Origin of the sequence: Thioalkalivibrio sp. ALE11 (genome assembly GCF_000381205.1) — a bacterium.
GTDB lineage: Bacteria > Pseudomonadota > Gammaproteobacteria > Ectothiorhodospirales > Ectothiorhodospiraceae > Thioalkalivibrio.
In genome coordinates this window covers 49,835-66,633 of record NZ_KB906166.1, presented here as the reverse complement: position 1 = coordinate 66,633, position 16,799 = coordinate 49,835, and the positions used below count along the sequence as shown (strand labels likewise).

The following is a 16,799-nucleotide window of genomic DNA, read 5'->3' as shown; positions in this document are numbered from 1 at the left end:
ATCGACTTCACCGCATGGTCACAGGAGCGAGTCCGGCTTGTCCGTCAACCATGAGCGCCTCCATCGCCTGCTCGGCGGCGCCGCGCTGGAACGGCTGCGCCGGCGCCTGCGCGAGCGGATCCTGCGTGGCGGTGGCGATACCATCACCCTGACCCGGGCGAGTGGAGCGGAACGCGAGGCCGTCGAGCGCCTGCTCGGCCGTCCGCCACGCGCCGGGAACAGTCTGCGCCTGTCGCTGGCAGAGATGGAGCGGATCCTGCAGCGGGCCGAACTGGCGCCGAGCCTGCGTGAGGCCCTGGAAGTCCTTGACGGCCCCCTGCGGGATCCCGCGCGGGAACGGACCGAGCTCCAGCAGCGCTGGGATGAGGTGGTCGCGGCTCTGCATCCGCGCGCCGCGGCGGCGGACCTGGCACAGTGGCTGGAGTCGGTGGTCGATCGAGGTCTGGTCAAACGTCTTGCCAATCGCGACCCCGCGCGCGGGCGCGAGCTGCTGGAGCGCAGCCTGGTGGTGCTGGAGGCCCTCCCGTGGCCCGGGGCCAGTCGCAGCACCCTGGCCGCCCGCTGCCTCGGTGACGCCCACGCGCTGGACGCCGGGCAGCCGGTGGCCGCCCTGGTCCGTCACGCCCTGCACCGCTACTGGCGGGGCGGTGTCGGCGACGACGACCCCGACGAGCGGACGCTGTGGGCCCACGCCGGCATCCTGATCGGTGGGGACATCACCAGCACGGTGCTGGTCCACCGCCTGCCGGCCACCGGTGACACCGCCACTGCCCGCGCCCTGGAGGCGCACAGCGCCGCCGCCGAGCCCCTCTACCTGACCCTTCGCCAGTTGCTCCGCCAACCGCCGCAGTGGGATGTCGACGGCCGGATCGTCCACGTCTGCGAGAACCCCGCCGTGGTCTCCGAGGCCGCCGAACGCCTGGGCACCGACTGTGCGCCGCTTGTCGCCACCTGGGGTCGTCCCCGCGCCGCAGTCTGGGTCCTGCTGGAGCAGCTCCGCGACGCCGGGGCGAAGCTGTGGTTCCGTGCCGATTTCGACTGGACGGGCATCGCCATCGCCAACGCGGTCATCCAGCGCCTCGGCGCCCGGCCATGGCGAATGGACACGGCGACCCTGGAGGCCCACGCCACCCTCTCCGACCGCCCGCTGACGGCCCGGCCCGTGGCCGCCTGCTGGGACGACGCCCTGCAGGAGGCGCTGCAACGCCGGGGCTGTGCCCTGCACGAGGAGCAGCTGCTGGAGGCGTTGCTGGAAGACCTGCGTCGCTGAACCGGCGCACGTTCAAACCGTTGATAGCTCGCCCCAATGAGGCATATGTTCAAGCATATGCCTGCTATCGGAGGATCCTCGATGGAAACCGAACGTCGCGTCCGGCTGTTTCGCAACGGGCGCAACCAGGCGCTTCGCATCCCCCGGGAGCTGGAACTGGAAGGGGATGAAGCGATCCTGCGAAAGGAAGGTGACCAGCTCGTGCTCACGCCCTTGAAACGCAAGGGACTGCTGGCCGTTCTCTCGGAGCTCGAACCGCTGGACGAACCCTTTCCGGACGTCGACGAGCCCCCGCCGCGGCCCCCGTACCGTGGACCTCACCGGATCGGGTAGACTGCGCGGCTTCACGCATACCCGCGACGATGCCGCATGACCCTGGCCCTGTTCGATCTCGACAATACCCTGCTCGCCGGCGACAGCGATCACGCCTGGAACGAGACCCTGATCGCCCGCGGGGCGGTGGACCGCGAGTCCTTTGCCGCGGGGAACGATCGGTTCTACGAGCAGTACCTGGCCGGCACGCTGGACATCTTCGAGTTCTGCCGCTTCGCCTTCGCCCCGCTCGCGGAGCAGCCCCGCGAGCGGCTGGAGGCCTGGCGCGAGGCCTTCATGCAGGAGGTCATCGAGCCGATGATCGCACCGGCCGCCCATGCGTTGCTGCAGCACCATCGCGAGGCCGGCGACGAGCTGGTGATCATCACCGCGACCAACCAGTTCGTCACCGCTCCGATCGCGCAGCACCTGGGGGTGCCGAATCTGCTGGCCACCATAGCGGAGGAGCGCGACGGCCGCTTCACCGGCGAGGTCGCCGGCACGCCCTGCTTCCAGCATGGCAAGGTCGACCGCCTGCACGCCTTCCTCGCCGACCACCACGACGACCCCCACGCGGTGATGGCGCAGGCCTGTTTCTACAGCGATTCGCGCAACGACATCCCGCTGCTGGAACGGGTGGGCCGACCGGTGGCCGTGGACCCGGACCCGACCCTGGAGGCGCACGCCCGTGGACAGGGTTGGGAACGCCTGACCCTGCGGGCCGGGGCGCAGCCGGTCGCCCTGGACTGAGACCCGCCGCCCGCCGGGACGCGACCGTCAGGCCGGATTGAACACGCCGTCCAGCGCGACCAGACGCTGGCCTGCCGGGGTCAGGGCCCGGCCGGCCTCGTTCATCGCCGCGCGCCAGCCGGCGATCAGCTCGGGCAGGGCCTCGACCACCTGACGGCGCCGCAGCCGCCCGGTGCCGGACATCGGCCACATCGGCCGGTAGTCGCAGTTGTCGGCCGCATCGCAGACCATCACGCCCCATTCACGCCGGGTCACGTCGTGCTCGTGTTCGCGCACCACGATGCGGTAGGCCCCTTCGGCGTTCATGTCCGCCATGCCCACCCCGGGCCCGACGTGCTCCACCTGCAGTTCGGCGGCGATCGCGTTCAGCTCCGCCTCCAGCGCCTGCAGGGCATTGTCCGCCGCGGCGGACAGCCCCGCCTCTCCGCGCGCCACCGCCAGCAGCGGCTGCGCCTGTTCCACATCGAACTCCGTGCTCATGCTGCGTACACTCCCCTGCTGAAATGGCGACCGAAAAGGCATGCCCCGGCTCGCGGGGCGCGCGAACCATAGCACGGGAGACCGCGAGATGACTCATCCCCCCATCGCCCTGACCATTGCCGGTTCGGACCCCGGGGGCGGCGCCGGCCTGCAGGCGGACCTGACGACCTTCACCCGGCTGGGGGTGCACGGGGCCACGGCGGTCACCGCCATCACCGTGCAGGACACCCGCAACGTGATCGACTTCAGCGTGCTTCCGGCCGCCCGGCTGCGCGCGCAGGTCGAGGCCACGCTGGCGGACCTGGACGTGGGTGCGATCAAGATCGGCATGCTTGGCTCGGTGGAGAACGTGGAGGCCACCGCCGCGCTGCTGGGCGCGCACCCGCATATCCCGGCGGTGCTCGACCCGGTGATGGTCGCCGGCGGCGGGGGCGAACTGGCGACCGAGGCGGTGATCGACGCGACCCGCGAGATCCTGCTCCCGCGCGCCACCCTGATCACCCCCAACGGTCCGGAGGCGCACGCCCTGGCCGGGCACGACACCCCGGAGCGCCAGGGCCCGACCCTGCGCGAACGCGGCGCGCGCAACGTGCTGATCACCGGTGGCCACGAGGGCGGCGAGGACGAGCCGATCCGCAACCGGCTGTTCCGCGAGGACGGTCACCAGCGGATGTTCGAACTGCCGCGTCACCCGGCCGGTTTCCACGGTTCCGGCTGCACCCTGGCCGCCGCCATCGCCGCCTTTCTCGCCCGCGGGCGCGACCTGGAACCGGCGGTGATCGAGGCGCAGAACTTCATGAACCACGCGGTACAGACCGGCTATGCCCCCGGACAGGGGCAGCACGTGCCCAACCGCCTGTGCCCGGCCAGCCATGACTGAACCCGTGACCGAGTCCGTAATCGAGCGCGCGCCGCTGCGCGGGCTGTATTTCGTCACGCCCGCCCCGCCGCCCGGGGCCAATCCGCTGCCGGCCCACACCGGCGCGGCCGCCGCCGCACTGGCCGGCGGGGCCTGCTGCGTACAGCTGCGCGACAAGCATCTGGAAGGGGAAGCACAGGAAACCGTGGCACGGGCGCTCGCCCGGCTCTGCCATGACCACGGGGCGTATTTCATCGTCAACGACGACGTCGAGCTCGCCGCGCGCATCGGCGCCGACGGGGTGCACCTGGGGCGCGACGACCCCGACCCGGCCGGCGCCCGCGCCCGACTGGGCGATGCGGCGGTGATCGGCGTGTCCTGCTACAACGAGCTGGCGCGCGCCCGGGTGGCGCAGGCGGCCGGAGCCGATTACGTCGCCTTCGGCTCGATGTTCCCGTCACCGACCAAGCCGGAGGCAGTACGGGCCACCCCGGAACTGATCCGCCAGGCCCGGCGCGAACTCACCGTGGCGATCTGCGCGATCGGCGGCATCACCGCGGACAACGCCACGCAGGTGGTGGCCGCCGGCGCCGACATGGTCGCGGTGATTCAGGGCATCAGCGCCGCCCCCGACCCCGAGGCCGCCGCCCGCCGCATCGCCGCACTGTTCCGCACGACCTAGCGCCTCTTTGCACCGCCGCCGCCCCGTCGCTATGGTTGCGGGGTTGCACGGTCGGGGTCGCGGTCGCGGCCCCGACCCCGCTCCCAACTCCCATTGCAGACAGGACACCGCCATGCAGGAAACGCTTCGCCTCTTTGAAGCCGCCAAAAACCGGATCCCCGGCGGCGTGAACTCCCCCGTGCGCGCCTTCAAGGGCGTCGGCGGGACCCCCATCTTCATGGACCGCGCCAACGGCGCCTACATGTGGGATGCCGACGGCAAGCGCTATATCGACTACATCGGCTCCTGGGGCCCGATGGTCGCCGGGCACGCCCACCCCGAGGTGATCGAGGCCGTGCGCGAGGCCTGCAACGACGGCCTGTCCTTCGGCTGCCCGACGCGGCTGGAAAGCGAGATGGCCGAGAAGATGTGCGAGCTGGTCCCGTCCATGGACATGGTGCGCATGACCAACTCGGGCTCCGAGGCGACCATGAGCGCGATCCGCCTGGCGCGCGGCTATACCGGCCGCGACCGCATCGTGAAGTTCGAGGGCAACTACCACGGCCACGGCGATTCCCTGCTGGTGAAGGCCGGCTCCGGCGCCCTGACCCTCGGCCAGCCGAGCTCGCCCGGCGTGCCGGCCGAACTGGCGGCGCTGACCAGCACGCTCAGCTACAACGACCCCGAGGGCGTGCGCGAGTTCTTCCGCGAGAAGGGCGAGGAGGTCGCCTGCATCATCGTCGAACCGATCGCCGGAAACATGAACTGCATCCCGCCGGTGCCGGGCTTCCTCGAGACCCTGCGCGAGGTCTGCGACGAATACGGCACGGTGCTGATCTTCGACGAGGTGATGACCGGTTTCCGCGTGTCCGCGAACTGCGCCCAGGGCTATCTGGGCGTCACCCCGGACCTGACCACCCTGGGCAAGATCATCGGCGGCGGCATGCCGGTGGGCGCCTTCGGCGGCCGCCGCGAGATCATGGAGCAGCTGTCCCCGCTGGGGCCGATCTATCAGGCCGGTACCCTGTCCGGGAACCCGATCGCGATGACCGCCGGGATCCGCACCCTGGACATCCTCAGCCGCCCGGGTTTCCACGAGGACCTGGAGGAACGCACGCGCAAGGTCGTCGCGGGCTTCGAGGAGGCCGCGCGCGAGGCCGGCGTGGCCCTGACCACCAATCAGGTCCCGGGCATGTTCGGGCTGTTCTTCAGCGAGGAGAAGGTCACCGATTTCGCCGGTACCACCGCCAGCGACACCGCGGCCTTCGGACGCTTCTTCCACGCGATGCTGGAAGAGGGGATCTATCTCGCGCCCTCGGCCTTCGAGGCCGGCTTCATGTCCAGCGCGCACTCCGACGCGGACATCGAGGCCACCGTCGAGGCCGCACGCAAGTGCTTCAAGGCGCTGGACGCCTGAGCGTCACGCCCCGGCGGGTCGGCACCGATGCGCGGACCTGTCGCCCTGAGCGTGGCCGGGCTGGCCCTTCTGGCGCTGGCCTGGGTCGCGCTGAGCGGGGCCTTTCAGGGCCTGGCCAAAGACTTCGAGGGTCCGGGCAGCACCGAGGTGGAGATCCCGCGCGCCGGTGACTATCGCCTGTGGCTGTACACCCGGACCTACCTCGACGGGACCTTCCGCGAGTTCCCCGAGCAACTTCCGGACGGAACCCGGGTCGTCGCCCGGACGCCCGACGGGGACGAAGCCGCCCGGCTGCAGCCTTCGCGGGCCACCCTGACGTACACCTCCGGACAGACCGAACGGGTCTCCCTGGGACAATTCCACTTCCCGGAACGGGGGACGTACACGATCCTCGCCGAAGGGATGGAAGACGCGCGGGCCTTCACCCTCCGCGAGGCGCGCTTCCTCGAACATGCCCGACGCGCCGCCCTGTTCGGGATCCCCGGCGTGGTGATGTTCCTCGCCGGTGTCGTCCGGGGCATCGTGGTTGCCACCTCCGGACGCCGCGACGAGGAACCCGGTTCGTGACGCCCGCTGACGGCGCGCGGGCATGCCCCTGATCGAACCACTCGCGGCCACGCCCGCCGGGCTGGCCGTGCTGTTCGTTCTCCTCGGCCTGATCACCGGCATCCCCGCCGGGATGTTCGGGATCGGTGGCGGACTGGTACTGGTGCCAGTGTTCGTCGCGGTCTTCACCGTTTTGGGCTTTCCCGAGACGGGGCTGGTACAGCTGGCCGTGGGATCGTCACTGGGCGCCATCATCCCCACCGCGGTGCTGTCGGCGCGAGCCCACCACCGCCGTGGCGGGGTGGACGGCGAGGCCGTGCGCCGGCTGCTGCCGGGGATCATCGGCGGGGCCCTGCTGGGTGCCGGCCTGGCCACCCAGCTCGACAGCGACCACCTCGGGCGGATCTTCGGCGCCTTCGAGGTCGCGATCGGCATCTGGATGCTGCTCAACCTCCAGCCTCCACGCGCCCCGGTCCCGCGCCGCGGCGTGTGGCTGGGCGGGGGCGGCATCATTGGTGCGGTGTCCGCGCTGATCGGGATCGGCGGCGGCACCCTGACCACCCCCTTCCTGGTCAGCCAGGGGCTGGAACTGCGCCGCGCCATCGGTTCGGCCGCGGCCCTCGGAGTGCCCATCTCCATCGGCGCAACCCTGGTGTTTGCCCTGCCGCAATGGACCGCCGGCGACCCGGCCACCCCGGAATGGAGCCTGGGGTATCTCTACCTGCCGGCCATCGCCGGGGTGGTCGCGGGTACCGCCATCAGCGTGCGCGCCGGGGTCTGGCTGGCGCACCATCTGCCGGTCGCGGTGCTGCGCCGCGGCTTCGCCGGGGTCCTGATCCTCGCCGGCCTGCTGATGCTTCTGCGCTGAATCCGGCCCGGCAGTGCGGGGATCCGCAACCGCAGGGGGCGGCGCTCCCGCGCCGCATCGCGCAGGGGGCTGCGCTCCCACAAGGGGTGGGGCACCCCGGACTGCAGGAGGCCAGCCCTCTGACCGATTCAGGCGTCGGCCAGCGCGCGCTCGATCACGTCGCGCAGGTCGCGCGAGATTTCGAGGGCCGCGAGGCGCTCGAGTTCCGCGCGCATCTGCTCGCCGCGCGCCGGATCCACCTTGCGCCAGCGGGTCAGCGGCTGCACCAGACGCGCGGCTGTCTGCGGGTTCATCCTGTCCAGCTTCTCCACGAAGCCGGCAATGCGGTGATAGCCCTCACCGTCGGCCTGGTGGAAATGGCGTTCGTTGCGGGCCATGAACGGGCCCAGCACCGCACGCACGCGGTTGGGGTTGGACCAGCGGAACCCGGGATGCTGCAGCAGGTACTCCAGGCGATCGAAGCCGCCCGGCACCTGGCTGGCCGCCTGCAGGCCGAAATACTTGTCCAGCACCAGCGGGTCGTCGTGGTAGCGCCGCTCGAAGTCGGCCAGCAGCAGGCCCCGGGCCTCGTGGTTCAGGTCGTTGATGGCGTTCAACGCCCCCATGCGCATGGTCTGGCTGCGGGCCTTGCGGTACTGCTCCAGCACCTCGGGCACCGCGGATTCGTCACCGGCCGCCACCCGCAGTGTCAGCAGGCGGTTGCGCAGGCGCCGCTGCCCCATGGCATCGGCGGTGAACGCGCCGTTGTCGATGTCGTCCAGCTTCGGCTGGCGATCACGCAGCCGGTCCGCCAGCGGGGCGTACAGCCGCGCCTCCAGGGCATCACGCTCGTCGCGCAGACGCACCGGGTCCACGCAGTCGAACAGCTCCGCCAGCTCGCGCGGCGGCGGCAGCTGGAGGATCGTGGCCAGCAGCACGGGCTCGATCGCCGGATCCTCCAGCAGGGCCGCCAGGGCGTGCTGGATCTCCGCCTCCAGCACCGGGTCGGCGGCGTCATCCTCGATGCGCGCCCGGATCGCGCGCCGCATCAGGGTCTGCGCCGCCTCCCAGCGGCTGAAGGCATCGTCGTCATGGGCCAGCAGGTGGGCGAGGGTCGTCGCGCTCTGGTTGGCCTCCAGGATCACCGGCGCGGAAAAGCCGCGCAGCCAGGACACGGCCTGCGGGGTCGCCGAGAGTTCGTCGAAATGGAAACTCCGATCGGAGCGGTCGAGCTCCAGCACCCATTCATCCTGTTCCGGGCCGCCCTCCAGGCGCCCGCGGATGCGCCGCCCGTCTCCATCCAGCATCGCCACCCGCACCGGGATGACCACCGGCTCCTTGTGTTCCTGACCCGGCGTCGGCGGGGTGTACTGCCCCAGGCTGATGCGGAACTCGCCGGTGGAACCATCCTGCGCGGTGGCGGCGGTCACGTGCGGGGTGCCGGCCTGGGTGTACCAGCGCTTGAATGCGGTGAGGTCGCGCCCGCTGACCTCGGCCATCACGGCCACGAAGTCGTCGGTGGTGACCGCCTGACCGTCGAAGCGCTCGAAGTAGACATCCAGCCCGCGGCGGAACGTCTCGCCCCCGATCAGGGTGCGCAGCATGCGGATCAGCTCCGCGCCCTTCTCGTACACCGTCAGGGTGTAGAAGTTGTTGATCTCGGCGTAGTGATCCGGGCGCACCGGGTGCGCCAGCGGACCGGCGTCCTCGGGGAACTGATGGGCACGCAGCAGCGAGACATCGTCGATGCGCTTGACCCCGAACAGCGTGCAGTCGGTGGTGAATTCCTGGTCGCGGAAGACGGTGAGCCCTTCCTTGAGCGACAGCTGGAACCAGTCGCGGCAGGTCACGCGGTTGCCCGACCAGTTGTGGAAATACTCGTGGGCGATCACCGACTCGATGGCGACGAAGTCGTCGTCGGTAGCGGTGTCGGGACTGGCCAGCACGAACTTGGCGTTGAAAAGGTTCAGCCCCTTGTTCTCCATCGCCCCCATGTTGAAGTCGTCCACCGCGACGATCATGTACACGTCCAGATCGTATTCGCGGCCGAAGGCCTCCTCGTCATAGCGCATCGCCCTCTTCAGCGAGGCCAGTGCGTGATCGCAGCGATCGGCGTTGTGCGCCTCCACATACAGCTCCAGCGCCACCTCGCGCCCGGACATGGTGGTGAAGGTGTCGCGCTGACAGGCCAGATCCCCGGCGACCAGCGCAAACAGGTACGACGGCTTGGGGAACGGGTCCTCCCACACCGCGTAGTGGCGCCCGCCGTCCAGCTCGCCGGCCTCCACGCGGTTGCCGTTGGCCAGCAGCACCGGGTACTGCGACCGGTCCGCCTCCAGGCGCACGCGGTAAGTGGTCAGCACATCCGGGCGATCGGGGAAGAACGTGATGCGGCGAAAGCCCTCCGGCTCGCACTGGGTGCACAGGTTGCCGCTCGAAGCGTACAGGCCTTCCAGCGCGGTGTTCTGCTCCGGGTGGCAGCGGCTGACGATCTCCAGCCGCGCCGCCTCCGGCAGGCCGTGCAACAGCAGGCCCTCGGCGTCCTCCTCCAGCATGCCCTCGCCCGGCTCGGCGCCATCCACCGTCAGCGAACCCAGCTCCACGCCGTCGCCGTACAACCGCAGCGGCGCCCCCGGCTCCGCCGCCTGCGGGTTGCGGCGCACCGCCATGCGCGTCGTCACCTCGGTGGTCGCCGCCGCCAGATCGAAATCCAGCTCCAGGTTCTCCACCTCGAACGCCGGCGGCTGATACTCGCTCAGATAGACCGGCTGGGGGTTCGCATCACGCATTCCAGACTCCAGATCAGAAACATTGCCAGTGGTTTAACACGCCGCCGCTGCATCCACTCCAAACCCGGACGCCAGCGCCGTCATTGTAACGGCCGGGTTTCCGCAATGACGGAGCCGGGGAACTGGCACTGTGCGTCCAATCCGTTAGCATACCGCGCATGGAATGGATCGATATCTGCTTCAACCTTACCCACGAATCCTTCAACAAGGAACGCGACGAGGTGCTCGAGCGCGCGCGCGAGGCCGGCGTGTCCTGGATGCTGATTACCGGCGCCGACGCCCACCAAAGCGAGAAGTGCCTGGCGATCGCCGACCAGTACCCGGACTGCTGCCGCGCAACCCTGGGCGTGCACCCGCACCTGGCCAGACAGTGGACCGACGCGATCGCCGCGCGGTTCAGTGACCTCGCCCGCGCGGACGCCAACGTCGTCGCCATGGGCGAGATGGGGCTGGACTACAACCGCGACCACTCGCCGCGCCCGCAGCAGCGCATCGCCTTCGAGGCCCAGCTGGAACTGGCCGCCGATCTCGGCCTGCCGGTATTCCTTCACGAGCGCGACGCCCACCACGACTTCGCGCAGATCCTGCGCCGCTGGCGCGACAAGCTGCCGGCCGCCGTGGTGCACTGCTTCACCGGCGAGGCCGACGCCCTGGCCGAATACCTCGACCTCGACTGCCACATCGGGATCACCGGCTGGGTCTGCGACGAGCGCCGCGGCAAGCACCTGCACCCGCTGGTGCCGACCATCCCGCGCGGTCGCCTGATGATCGAGACCGACGCCCCCTACCTCCTGCCGCGCACCCTGCCCAAGGGCACCGGCAAGAAGATCGGCAACGGCCGGCGCAACGAGCCCGCCTTCCTCCCCCACATCGGCGAATTCGTGGCCCAGCTGCGCGACGAGACCCCGGAAGACCTCGCCGCCCACACCACCGCCACCGCCCGCGCCTTCTACAACCTCCCGCCGGCATCAGGCGAGTAACACGGTGAGAGCATCCACCCGGCCAGCTGGTGACAGGAAACACAGCCAGGAAAAAGTTATAAAACAGCACCCCCTCAGGGAAGAGGAGCCGACATGACCCGGGAAGACGAAACCCCGATCGTCATCTACGAAGATGATGCCGACCACATCGTGGAAGTCCGACTGGACACCGGACGCGATACCGTTTGGTTGACGCAGCGGCAGATGGCCGAGCTCTTCGACACCTCAACCGACAACGTCGGTCTGCATCTGAAGAACATCTACAAAGACGACGAACTCGATGAACCGTCAACTACCGAGGATTCCTCGGTACTTCGACAGGAAGGCGCTCGCCAGGTCTCACGACGCATCAAGCACTACAACCTCGACGCCATCATCTCGGTCGGCTACCGGGTCAACTCCCGCCGTGCTGTGCGCTTCCGCCAATGGGCCACTCGCGTACTGCGCGAACACCTGACGCGCGGCTGGACCCTCAACCGCCAGCGATTCGAAACCAACGCCCGCGAACTCGAAGCGGCACTGGAGCTAGTGCGCCGTACCGCCCGCAGCCCGGAACTGGGCGTCGAAGCCGGTCGTGGGCTGGTCGACATCGTCACCCGCTACGCCCAGACTTTCCTGCTGCTGCAGCGCTACGACGAAGGCCTGCTGACCGAGCCCAGGGCCGAGAGTGGAGGCACATTGCCAACACCCGAAGAGGCGCGCGGCGCCCTCGCCACACTCAAGAACGACCTGGTCGCAAAGAAACAGGCAACCGAACTCTTCGCCCAGGAGCGCGGCGACGCCTTCGAGGCGCTCCTGGGGAACCTGGACCAGTCCGTATTCGGCGAACCGGCCTATCCCACGGTCGAGTCCAGGGCGGCGCACCTGCTGTATTTCGTGATCAAGAACCACCCGTTCTCCGACGGCAACAAACGCAGCGCTGCCTACCTGTTCGTCGACTTCCTGCATCGCAATCACCGCCTCATCAGCCCAGCCGGCGAGCCCGTGATCAACGATGTTGGCCTGGCCGCCCTGACCCTGCTGGTGGCGGAATCCGACCCCGACAACAAGGAAACGATGATCCGCCTGATCATGAACATGCTCGCGCACGAGACCGACCCCGCATGACTTACGTCGCCACGCGTAGCACCACTATCCGTGGGCAGCAAGGCTGACCGGTGACTTTCCATGGCTGAGCACACACCCCATCAAAGTCACTCTCGGGTCGCGCTGGTCACCGGCGCGGCGCGCGGGATCGGGCTCGGTATCTCCGAGCGCCTGGTGCGGGATGGCTGGCAGGTGGTGCTGGCCGATATCGACGGCCCCGAATGCGAACGGGCCGCCACGCGCCTGGGCCCCGCCGCCCGCGCCATCGCGCTGGATGTCCGCGACGAGGAACAGGTCCGCGAGGCCATCCGGCGCACGGAGGAATGGCACGGCGCCCTGGATGCCCTGGTGAACAACGCCGGCATCAGCGACCCGCACTCCGGACCACTGGAAGAGCTGGAGCTGGCCGACTGGCAGCGCTGGCTGGATACCAGCCTGACCGGCGCTTTCCTGCTCGCCAAGCACGCCCTGCCCCTGCTGCGCCGCCGCCGGGGCGCCATCGTCAACATCAGCTCCACCCGCGCGCTGCAGTCCGAGCCGGACACCGAGGCCTACGCCGCCAGCAAGGGCGGACTGGACGCCTTCACCCACGCGCTGGCCGTCAGCGCCGGCCCGGAGGTCCGCGTCAACGCCATCCGCCCCGGCTGGATCGACACCCGCGGCCTCGGCCAGCAACAGGCCGAGCCGCTGTCCGCACAGGACCACACCCAGCATCCGGCCGGCCGCGTCGGCCAGCCCGGCGACATCGCCGCCCTCACCGCCTTCCTGCTCGGCCCGGATTCCGGCTTCGTCACCGGCCAGATCTGGACCGCCGACGGCGGCATGACCCGGCGCATGCTCTACCACGACTAACGCCCCTGGATCGCCACTGGCCGCCACACATCACGCACCGGCTCCGCCGCGGAACGGGAGACCCTTCCGCAAACCCTTTCCCGGACAGTGCGAGGCCTGCGCCTACTCGTCGACGAAAGGGATACCCTCCGCCTCGAAAAAATCGGCGAGAAACGCCTTCAGCGCCTGGTCGCGACAGGCATACCAGTCCTGGTCGATCCCCCTGTCATGGATCAGGTCCTTGAACCGGCGGAACGCACCGCGACCCCGGATGGCCTCCAGCAGTTCGGAGCGCAGGTCCGGATCTTCCTGCAGACGGCAGAACTGATCCATCACCCCGTACTCGTCAAAGTCGAACTGGTCGGGAAGCCGCACATAGTCATCCGAAGCATGTACGGCCCGTACCGTCTGCAGCACCTCCTGCTGCCACTCCGGAAGCTCCTCCGGATCTTCCTCGGCCAGGATCTCGTCTTCATCGCTGAAGCCCACCACCTCACCGGTCGCCCGCTGGACATAGGTCTGCCAGCCATCCGTTAGCGGATCCATCTGTTCCAGGACATCCTTCAACACCACCGGGAGCGGCATCGCGACCTCCTCTGCACAGCAGTCCACATCGTCTTCACGCGACGGGCCGCAGCGGATTTTAGCGGTTGCCGGGCTGACAGGCGAGCAGGCGCTGCTGCACCACATCGGCGACCACCCGCAGGGCGGCGTCGCGGGTGTCGTGGACCTGCACGGTGGCGCGTACGGCGGGGTCCACGGGCTCGCCGAGGGCGACTTCTGGATCGACCTCGGGCGTGTGCGCGGGGCACCCGTCGAGCCAGGCGGGGTGGTACTCGCAGCCCGGTTCGGCGGGGAACAGCGCGGCGTAGGCGATCCGCGCCTCCACCAGGTCCTGGAAGAAGTGGCTGCCGAACGAGAGGTCGGGGACGATGCCGGCGTCGGAGTCGGCTACCTCCACCAGCATGCGCACGCGGTCGATGTCGGCGAAGCGCACGGGCACGCCCAGTTCGGGGGTGCCGGTGCCCCAGCGGCCGGGGCCGACCAGGAGCGTGGCACAGTCTTCGGGACGGGCGTACTGGCGGTTGAGGGCACCGACCAGGCGGGCCACGGCGTATTTCTGCGGGCGGGGCAACACGGCGTAGCGTGCGCCGTCCACGCGGATGACGCGATCGATGGCGAGGTCCAGATTGCCGCCCATGAAGCGGCCCTGGCTGGCGAACAGCAGTCGTTGCGGGTCGACCTGCCCGGGCAGTTCCACCGGGCGGTCGCTGCCCAGGGTGGCGAGCGGCCGGCACTGCACCAGGTTCACGCCGGCGTTGCCGTCGGCGTCGAGATGCACGGTGAACTCGACGTCCACCGGGTGGGCATAGGCGGCCTCCAGGGTCTTGAGCAGGTCGCGCATCAGCGGGGCGAAGCCGGTGCGCTGCAGCAGCGGGGTGAAGGTCACCCGCCACAGGCGCTCGTCGCGCCCCTGCTCGCGGGCGCGGCGGCCGGCCTCGCGGTCGATCTCGCCGAGCAGGTTCAGCGGCAGGTCCGGTGCGGTCCCGGCCAGTTGCTGGACGGGGACGGCAGCCTCGCGGTTGGCCTCGATGTCGAGCACATCGGCGGCGTGCTGCGAGTAGCGGTACAACTCGTCCCGGCTGTGAAACGGCCGCCGCTCGGGCCGGTCCAGCGCCACCACGCAGGCATGATCGCGCGCGACCCGGTCGACCGCGCGGGTACCCAGCCCCAGCACCAGGCGCAGCATCCCGGCGGACGGATCCAGCGCGCCGTCCCAGACGAAGGTGTTCCACGAGACCCCGACCCCGGCGGCCTCCGGCAGGTAATAGCGCCCGTGGTAGCGGCCGTTGACCCGCTGCAGCAGCAGCGCCATGGGTTCTTCCTGATCCATCAGGCCGCGCTGGTGGCGATAGCTCAGCGCGTCGTCGCTCATGGTCGAGGCATAGACCCGGCGGATGGCGTCCTCCAGCTGCGCCAGACGCTCGCCCGGACTGCCCTGGTTCACGCAGAACACGCTCTCGTACTTGCCGGCAAAGGCGTTGCCGAAGCCGTCTTCCAGCAGGCTGCTGGAGCGCACCAGGATCGGGTACTGCCCGTAGTGGTCGAGCACCCGCTCCAGCTCGCGGCGCACCTCCGGCGGGATCTCGCCGTGCAGCATGTCCTCGCGCAGGCCGTGCGCCTCGTCGAAATAGCCCTCCGCGGTGCGCTGGCGCATCAGCCGCGGCCACCAGCCGTTGTGCACCAGATAGGCGTAGTACACGTCCGCGCCGATGAAGTGCGAGTCGTGGGGCTCCAGCACCCGCCCCCAGCGCTGCGGGTCCTGCGCCAGCAGGATGCGCCGCGCCAGCAACATGCCCGCGGCCTTGCCGCCGATGTAGCCGCTGCCGACCATGCGGCTGCGGATCGCCAGCAGCTCCTCCAGACCGAGGTGGCGCCGCGCCAGTTCCAGCATGCGCTCGTCGCGGCCGATCAGCACCCGCAGGATCTCGTCCTGTACCCGGGCGCGGTCGACCGCCGGCGTCCCCTCCGCCAGCGCGTCGGAGGCGGCGAGGAACAGGCGATCCCAGTAGTCCAGCAGCTGCCGCCCGTGCTGCTGCCCGGGACGCTGTTCCTCCAGCAGGGCCTGCAGCCGCGTGGCCTCGCTGCTGTCCACCACCGGCTCGAACTGCGTGCCGCGCTGGCGGTGTGGCAGGAACATGGTCGGCGAGCTGCGCTGCCATACCTTCACCGGCTGCACGTGCACCGCCGCGCCGGCGCGGCGCACGTCGATCATCACCTGCGTGGTCTCGCGGATGCGCGACAGCGTGGTGTGCGAATGACTGTGCGGATGCAGCGCGAACCAGGCCACCGTGTCCATCTCGTACAGGTACGGGCAGATGGCGCGGAAGAAGTTGCCCACCATGTGATCGGTGGCCCAGGCATCCAGCAGGTCGGACAGGCAGTCGCACAGATAGAACGCGCCGCGCCCGTACTCGGTGACCAGGCGGAAGACGTGGCGGGTGAACGGCTCGAAGCCGCGCAGGGCGTCGATGGCCACCACCTCGATCCCCGGACCGGCCTCCACCAGCGGCGGGTGGGAGCCGAAGCGCAGATAGATGATCGAACGGCGCTGGGCGCGGGCCGCGGCCACGAACGGTTCGACGAAGCGGCGGTAGTCCTCGATGTCGTCGACCCGCCAGACCACGTTGTCGCCGATCCGCAGCCCGTCGAGCACCCGGTCCAGGCCATCCAGCCCGGTGGAGACGGTTTCCTGCTGCGCCTGCGGATCGGTGGTCATGGTACGCCCGTGCGGCCCGGGAAAATCCGGCTCAATGTACACGTTCGCCCTGCCCCGGCACCACGATACCCGCCAGCCCGGACTTGCCGTACGATGGAGGATCCGCTGCGGCGCCAGAAGACAGGAGATCGACCATGAAGACTTCGGTAATTCTCACACTGATCGGTCCGGATCGCCCGGGGCTGGTCAGCAAGGTGGCGGCCCGTGCGCACGAGGCCGGCGGTAACTGGCTGGAGAGCCGCATGGCGCAGCTGGCCGGGCAGTTCGCAGGGGTGGTGATGCTGGAGGCCGACACCGCAGGCGTCGACGCCCTGGAGACCGCGCTGCGGGAGCTGGAAGGCGAGGGTCTGCAGATCCACATCCAGCGGGGCGACGACCTGCCGGTGCCGGAGCCCGTCCCCGCGCGGCACAAGGTGCTGCTGGACCTGATGGGGCACGACCGGCCCGGTATCGTGCAGGACATCACCGCCGTGCTGTCGCGTCACGGCGTGGGCGTGGAGAACCTGGACACGGCCGTCGAGCCGGCCTCGATGACCGGCGAGCCGATGTTCCGTGCCCGCGCCCGCCTCGGGGTGCCCGAAGGCGTGGACCTGCACTCCCTGCAGGACGATCTGGAAGCCCTGGCCAACGAGCTGATGGTCGATCTCGAACTCCGCGATCCGGAGGCCGAAACGGCGGAAACCCCCTGAAC

General features: G+C 69.7%; 16 protein-coding genes. 12 read left to right on the top strand and 4 right to left on the bottom strand.

Features of this window, described 5'->3' with window-relative positions:
• Positions 1–37: 37 nt before the first annotated feature.
• The 3 genes from F620_RS0104325 (at position 38) to F620_RS0104315 (ending at position 2,332) form a co-directional block, all read left to right on the top strand.
• A complete protein-coding gene (locus tag F620_RS0104325) occupies positions 38–1,270 on the top strand; it encodes a TIGR02679 family protein (protein WP_019569595.1) in 1,233 nt (410 codons plus the stop codon).
• A gap of 81 nt (positions 1,271–1,351) precedes the next feature.
• Positions 1,352–1,603, top strand: a complete 252-nt coding sequence (locus F620_RS0104320) for an antitoxin (protein WP_019569594.1) — start codon at positions 1,352–1,354, stop codon at positions 1,601–1,603.
• A 36-nt stretch (positions 1,604–1,639) separates the two neighbouring features.
• A complete protein-coding gene (locus F620_RS0104315) occupies positions 1,640–2,332 on the top strand; it encodes an HAD family phosphatase (protein WP_019569593.1) in 693 nt (230 codons plus the stop codon).
• 27 nt (positions 2,333–2,359) lie between these two features.
• On the opposite strand, the gene F620_RS0104310 is transcribed toward F620_RS0104315, so the two are convergent.
• Complete coding sequence (locus F620_RS0104310) at positions 2,360–2,812, bottom strand: hypothetical protein (RefSeq protein ID WP_019569592.1); 453 nt, start codon at positions 2,810–2,812, stop codon at positions 2,360–2,362.
• A gap of 88 nt (positions 2,813–2,900) precedes the next feature.
• Between F620_RS0104310 and thiD the strand changes: the two genes are divergently transcribed.
• The 5 genes from thiD to F620_RS0104285 all read left to right on the top strand — a co-directional run bounded on the left by thiD (position 2,901) and on the right by F620_RS0104285 (position 7,163).
• On the top strand, positions 2,901–3,692 hold the full coding sequence (gene thiD, locus F620_RS0104305; RefSeq protein WP_019569591.1) for a bifunctional hydroxymethylpyrimidine kinase/phosphomethylpyrimidine kinase: 792 nt from the start codon (positions 2,901–2,903) through the stop codon (positions 3,690–3,692).
• Positions 3,685–4,353, top strand: a complete 669-nt coding sequence (thiE, locus tag F620_RS0104300; protein WP_026331308.1) for a thiamine phosphate synthase — start codon at positions 3,685–3,687, stop codon at positions 4,351–4,353. The genes thiD and thiE overlap by 8 nt, the downstream gene beginning before the upstream one ends.
• 112 nt (positions 4,354–4,465) lie before the next feature.
• Positions 4,466–5,749: a glutamate-1-semialdehyde 2,1-aminomutase gene (hemL, locus tag F620_RS0104295; protein ID WP_019569589.1), complete on the top strand. Its 1,284-nt coding sequence runs from the start codon at positions 4,466–4,468 to the stop codon at positions 5,747–5,749.
• Between the two features lie 27 nt (positions 5,750–5,776).
• Positions 5,777–6,316: a hypothetical protein gene (locus F620_RS0104290; protein WP_019569588.1), complete on the top strand. Its 540-nt coding sequence runs from the start codon at positions 5,777–5,779 to the stop codon at positions 6,314–6,316.
• 22 nt (positions 6,317–6,338) lie between these two features.
• Entirely contained in the window at positions 6,339–7,163 is an 825-nt protein-coding gene (locus tag F620_RS0104285) for a sulfite exporter TauE/SafE family protein (RefSeq protein WP_019569587.1), read from the top strand.
• 128 nt (positions 7,164–7,291) lie between these two features.
• Here the strand turns inward: F620_RS0104285 and pepN are convergent, their stop codons facing one another.
• Positions 7,292–9,931, bottom strand: a complete 2,640-nt coding sequence (gene pepN / locus F620_RS0104280) for an aminopeptidase N (protein WP_019569586.1) — start codon at positions 9,929–9,931, stop codon at positions 7,292–7,294.
• 158 nt (positions 9,932–10,089) lie between these two features.
• Here pepN and F620_RS0104275 point away from each other — a divergent pair, with 158 nt between their 5' ends.
• The 3 genes from F620_RS0104275 to F620_RS0104265 all read left to right on the top strand — a co-directional run bounded on the left by F620_RS0104275 (position 10,090) and on the right by F620_RS0104265 (position 12,849).
• Positions 10,090–10,911: a TatD family hydrolase gene (locus F620_RS0104275; protein ID WP_019569585.1), complete on the top strand. Its 822-nt coding sequence runs from the start codon at positions 10,090–10,092 to the stop codon at positions 10,909–10,911.
• A gap of 93 nt (positions 10,912–11,004) precedes the next feature.
• Positions 11,005–12,018 (top strand): RhuM family protein, encoded by a 1,014-nt coding sequence (gene rhuM, locus F620_RS0104270; RefSeq protein WP_019569584.1) that lies wholly within the window; start codon positions 11,005–11,007, stop codon positions 12,016–12,018.
• Between the two features lie 60 nt (positions 12,019–12,078).
• A complete protein-coding gene (locus F620_RS0104265) occupies positions 12,079–12,849 on the top strand; it encodes an SDR family oxidoreductase (protein WP_019569583.1) in 771 nt (256 codons plus the stop codon).
• Positions 12,850–12,951: 102 nt separating this feature from the next.
• Here the strand turns inward: F620_RS0104265 and F620_RS0104260 are convergent, their stop codons facing one another.
• Both F620_RS0104260 and F620_RS0104255 read right to left on the bottom strand, forming a co-directional pair.
• The gene (locus F620_RS0104260) at positions 12,952–13,413 is read right to left on the bottom strand and encodes a UPF0158 family protein (protein WP_019021748.1); all 462 of its coding nucleotides are present in this window, start codon (positions 13,411–13,413) and stop codon (positions 12,952–12,954) included.
• Between the two features lie 58 nt (positions 13,414–13,471).
• Positions 13,472–16,108, bottom strand: coding sequence for a PEP/pyruvate-binding domain-containing protein (locus F620_RS0104255; RefSeq protein ID WP_019569582.1), 2,637 nt, complete (start codon positions 16,106–16,108; stop codon positions 13,472–13,474).
• A gap of 134 nt (positions 16,109–16,242) precedes the next feature.
• Between F620_RS0104255 and F620_RS0104250 the strand changes: the two genes are divergently transcribed.
• Positions 16,243–16,797 carry a glycine cleavage system protein R gene (locus F620_RS0104250; protein ID WP_018870979.1) on the top strand — a complete coding sequence of 185 codons (555 nt, stop codon included), beginning with the start codon at positions 16,243–16,245 and terminating at the stop codon, positions 16,795–16,797.
• The last annotated feature ends 2 nt before the right edge of the window (positions 16,798–16,799 follow it).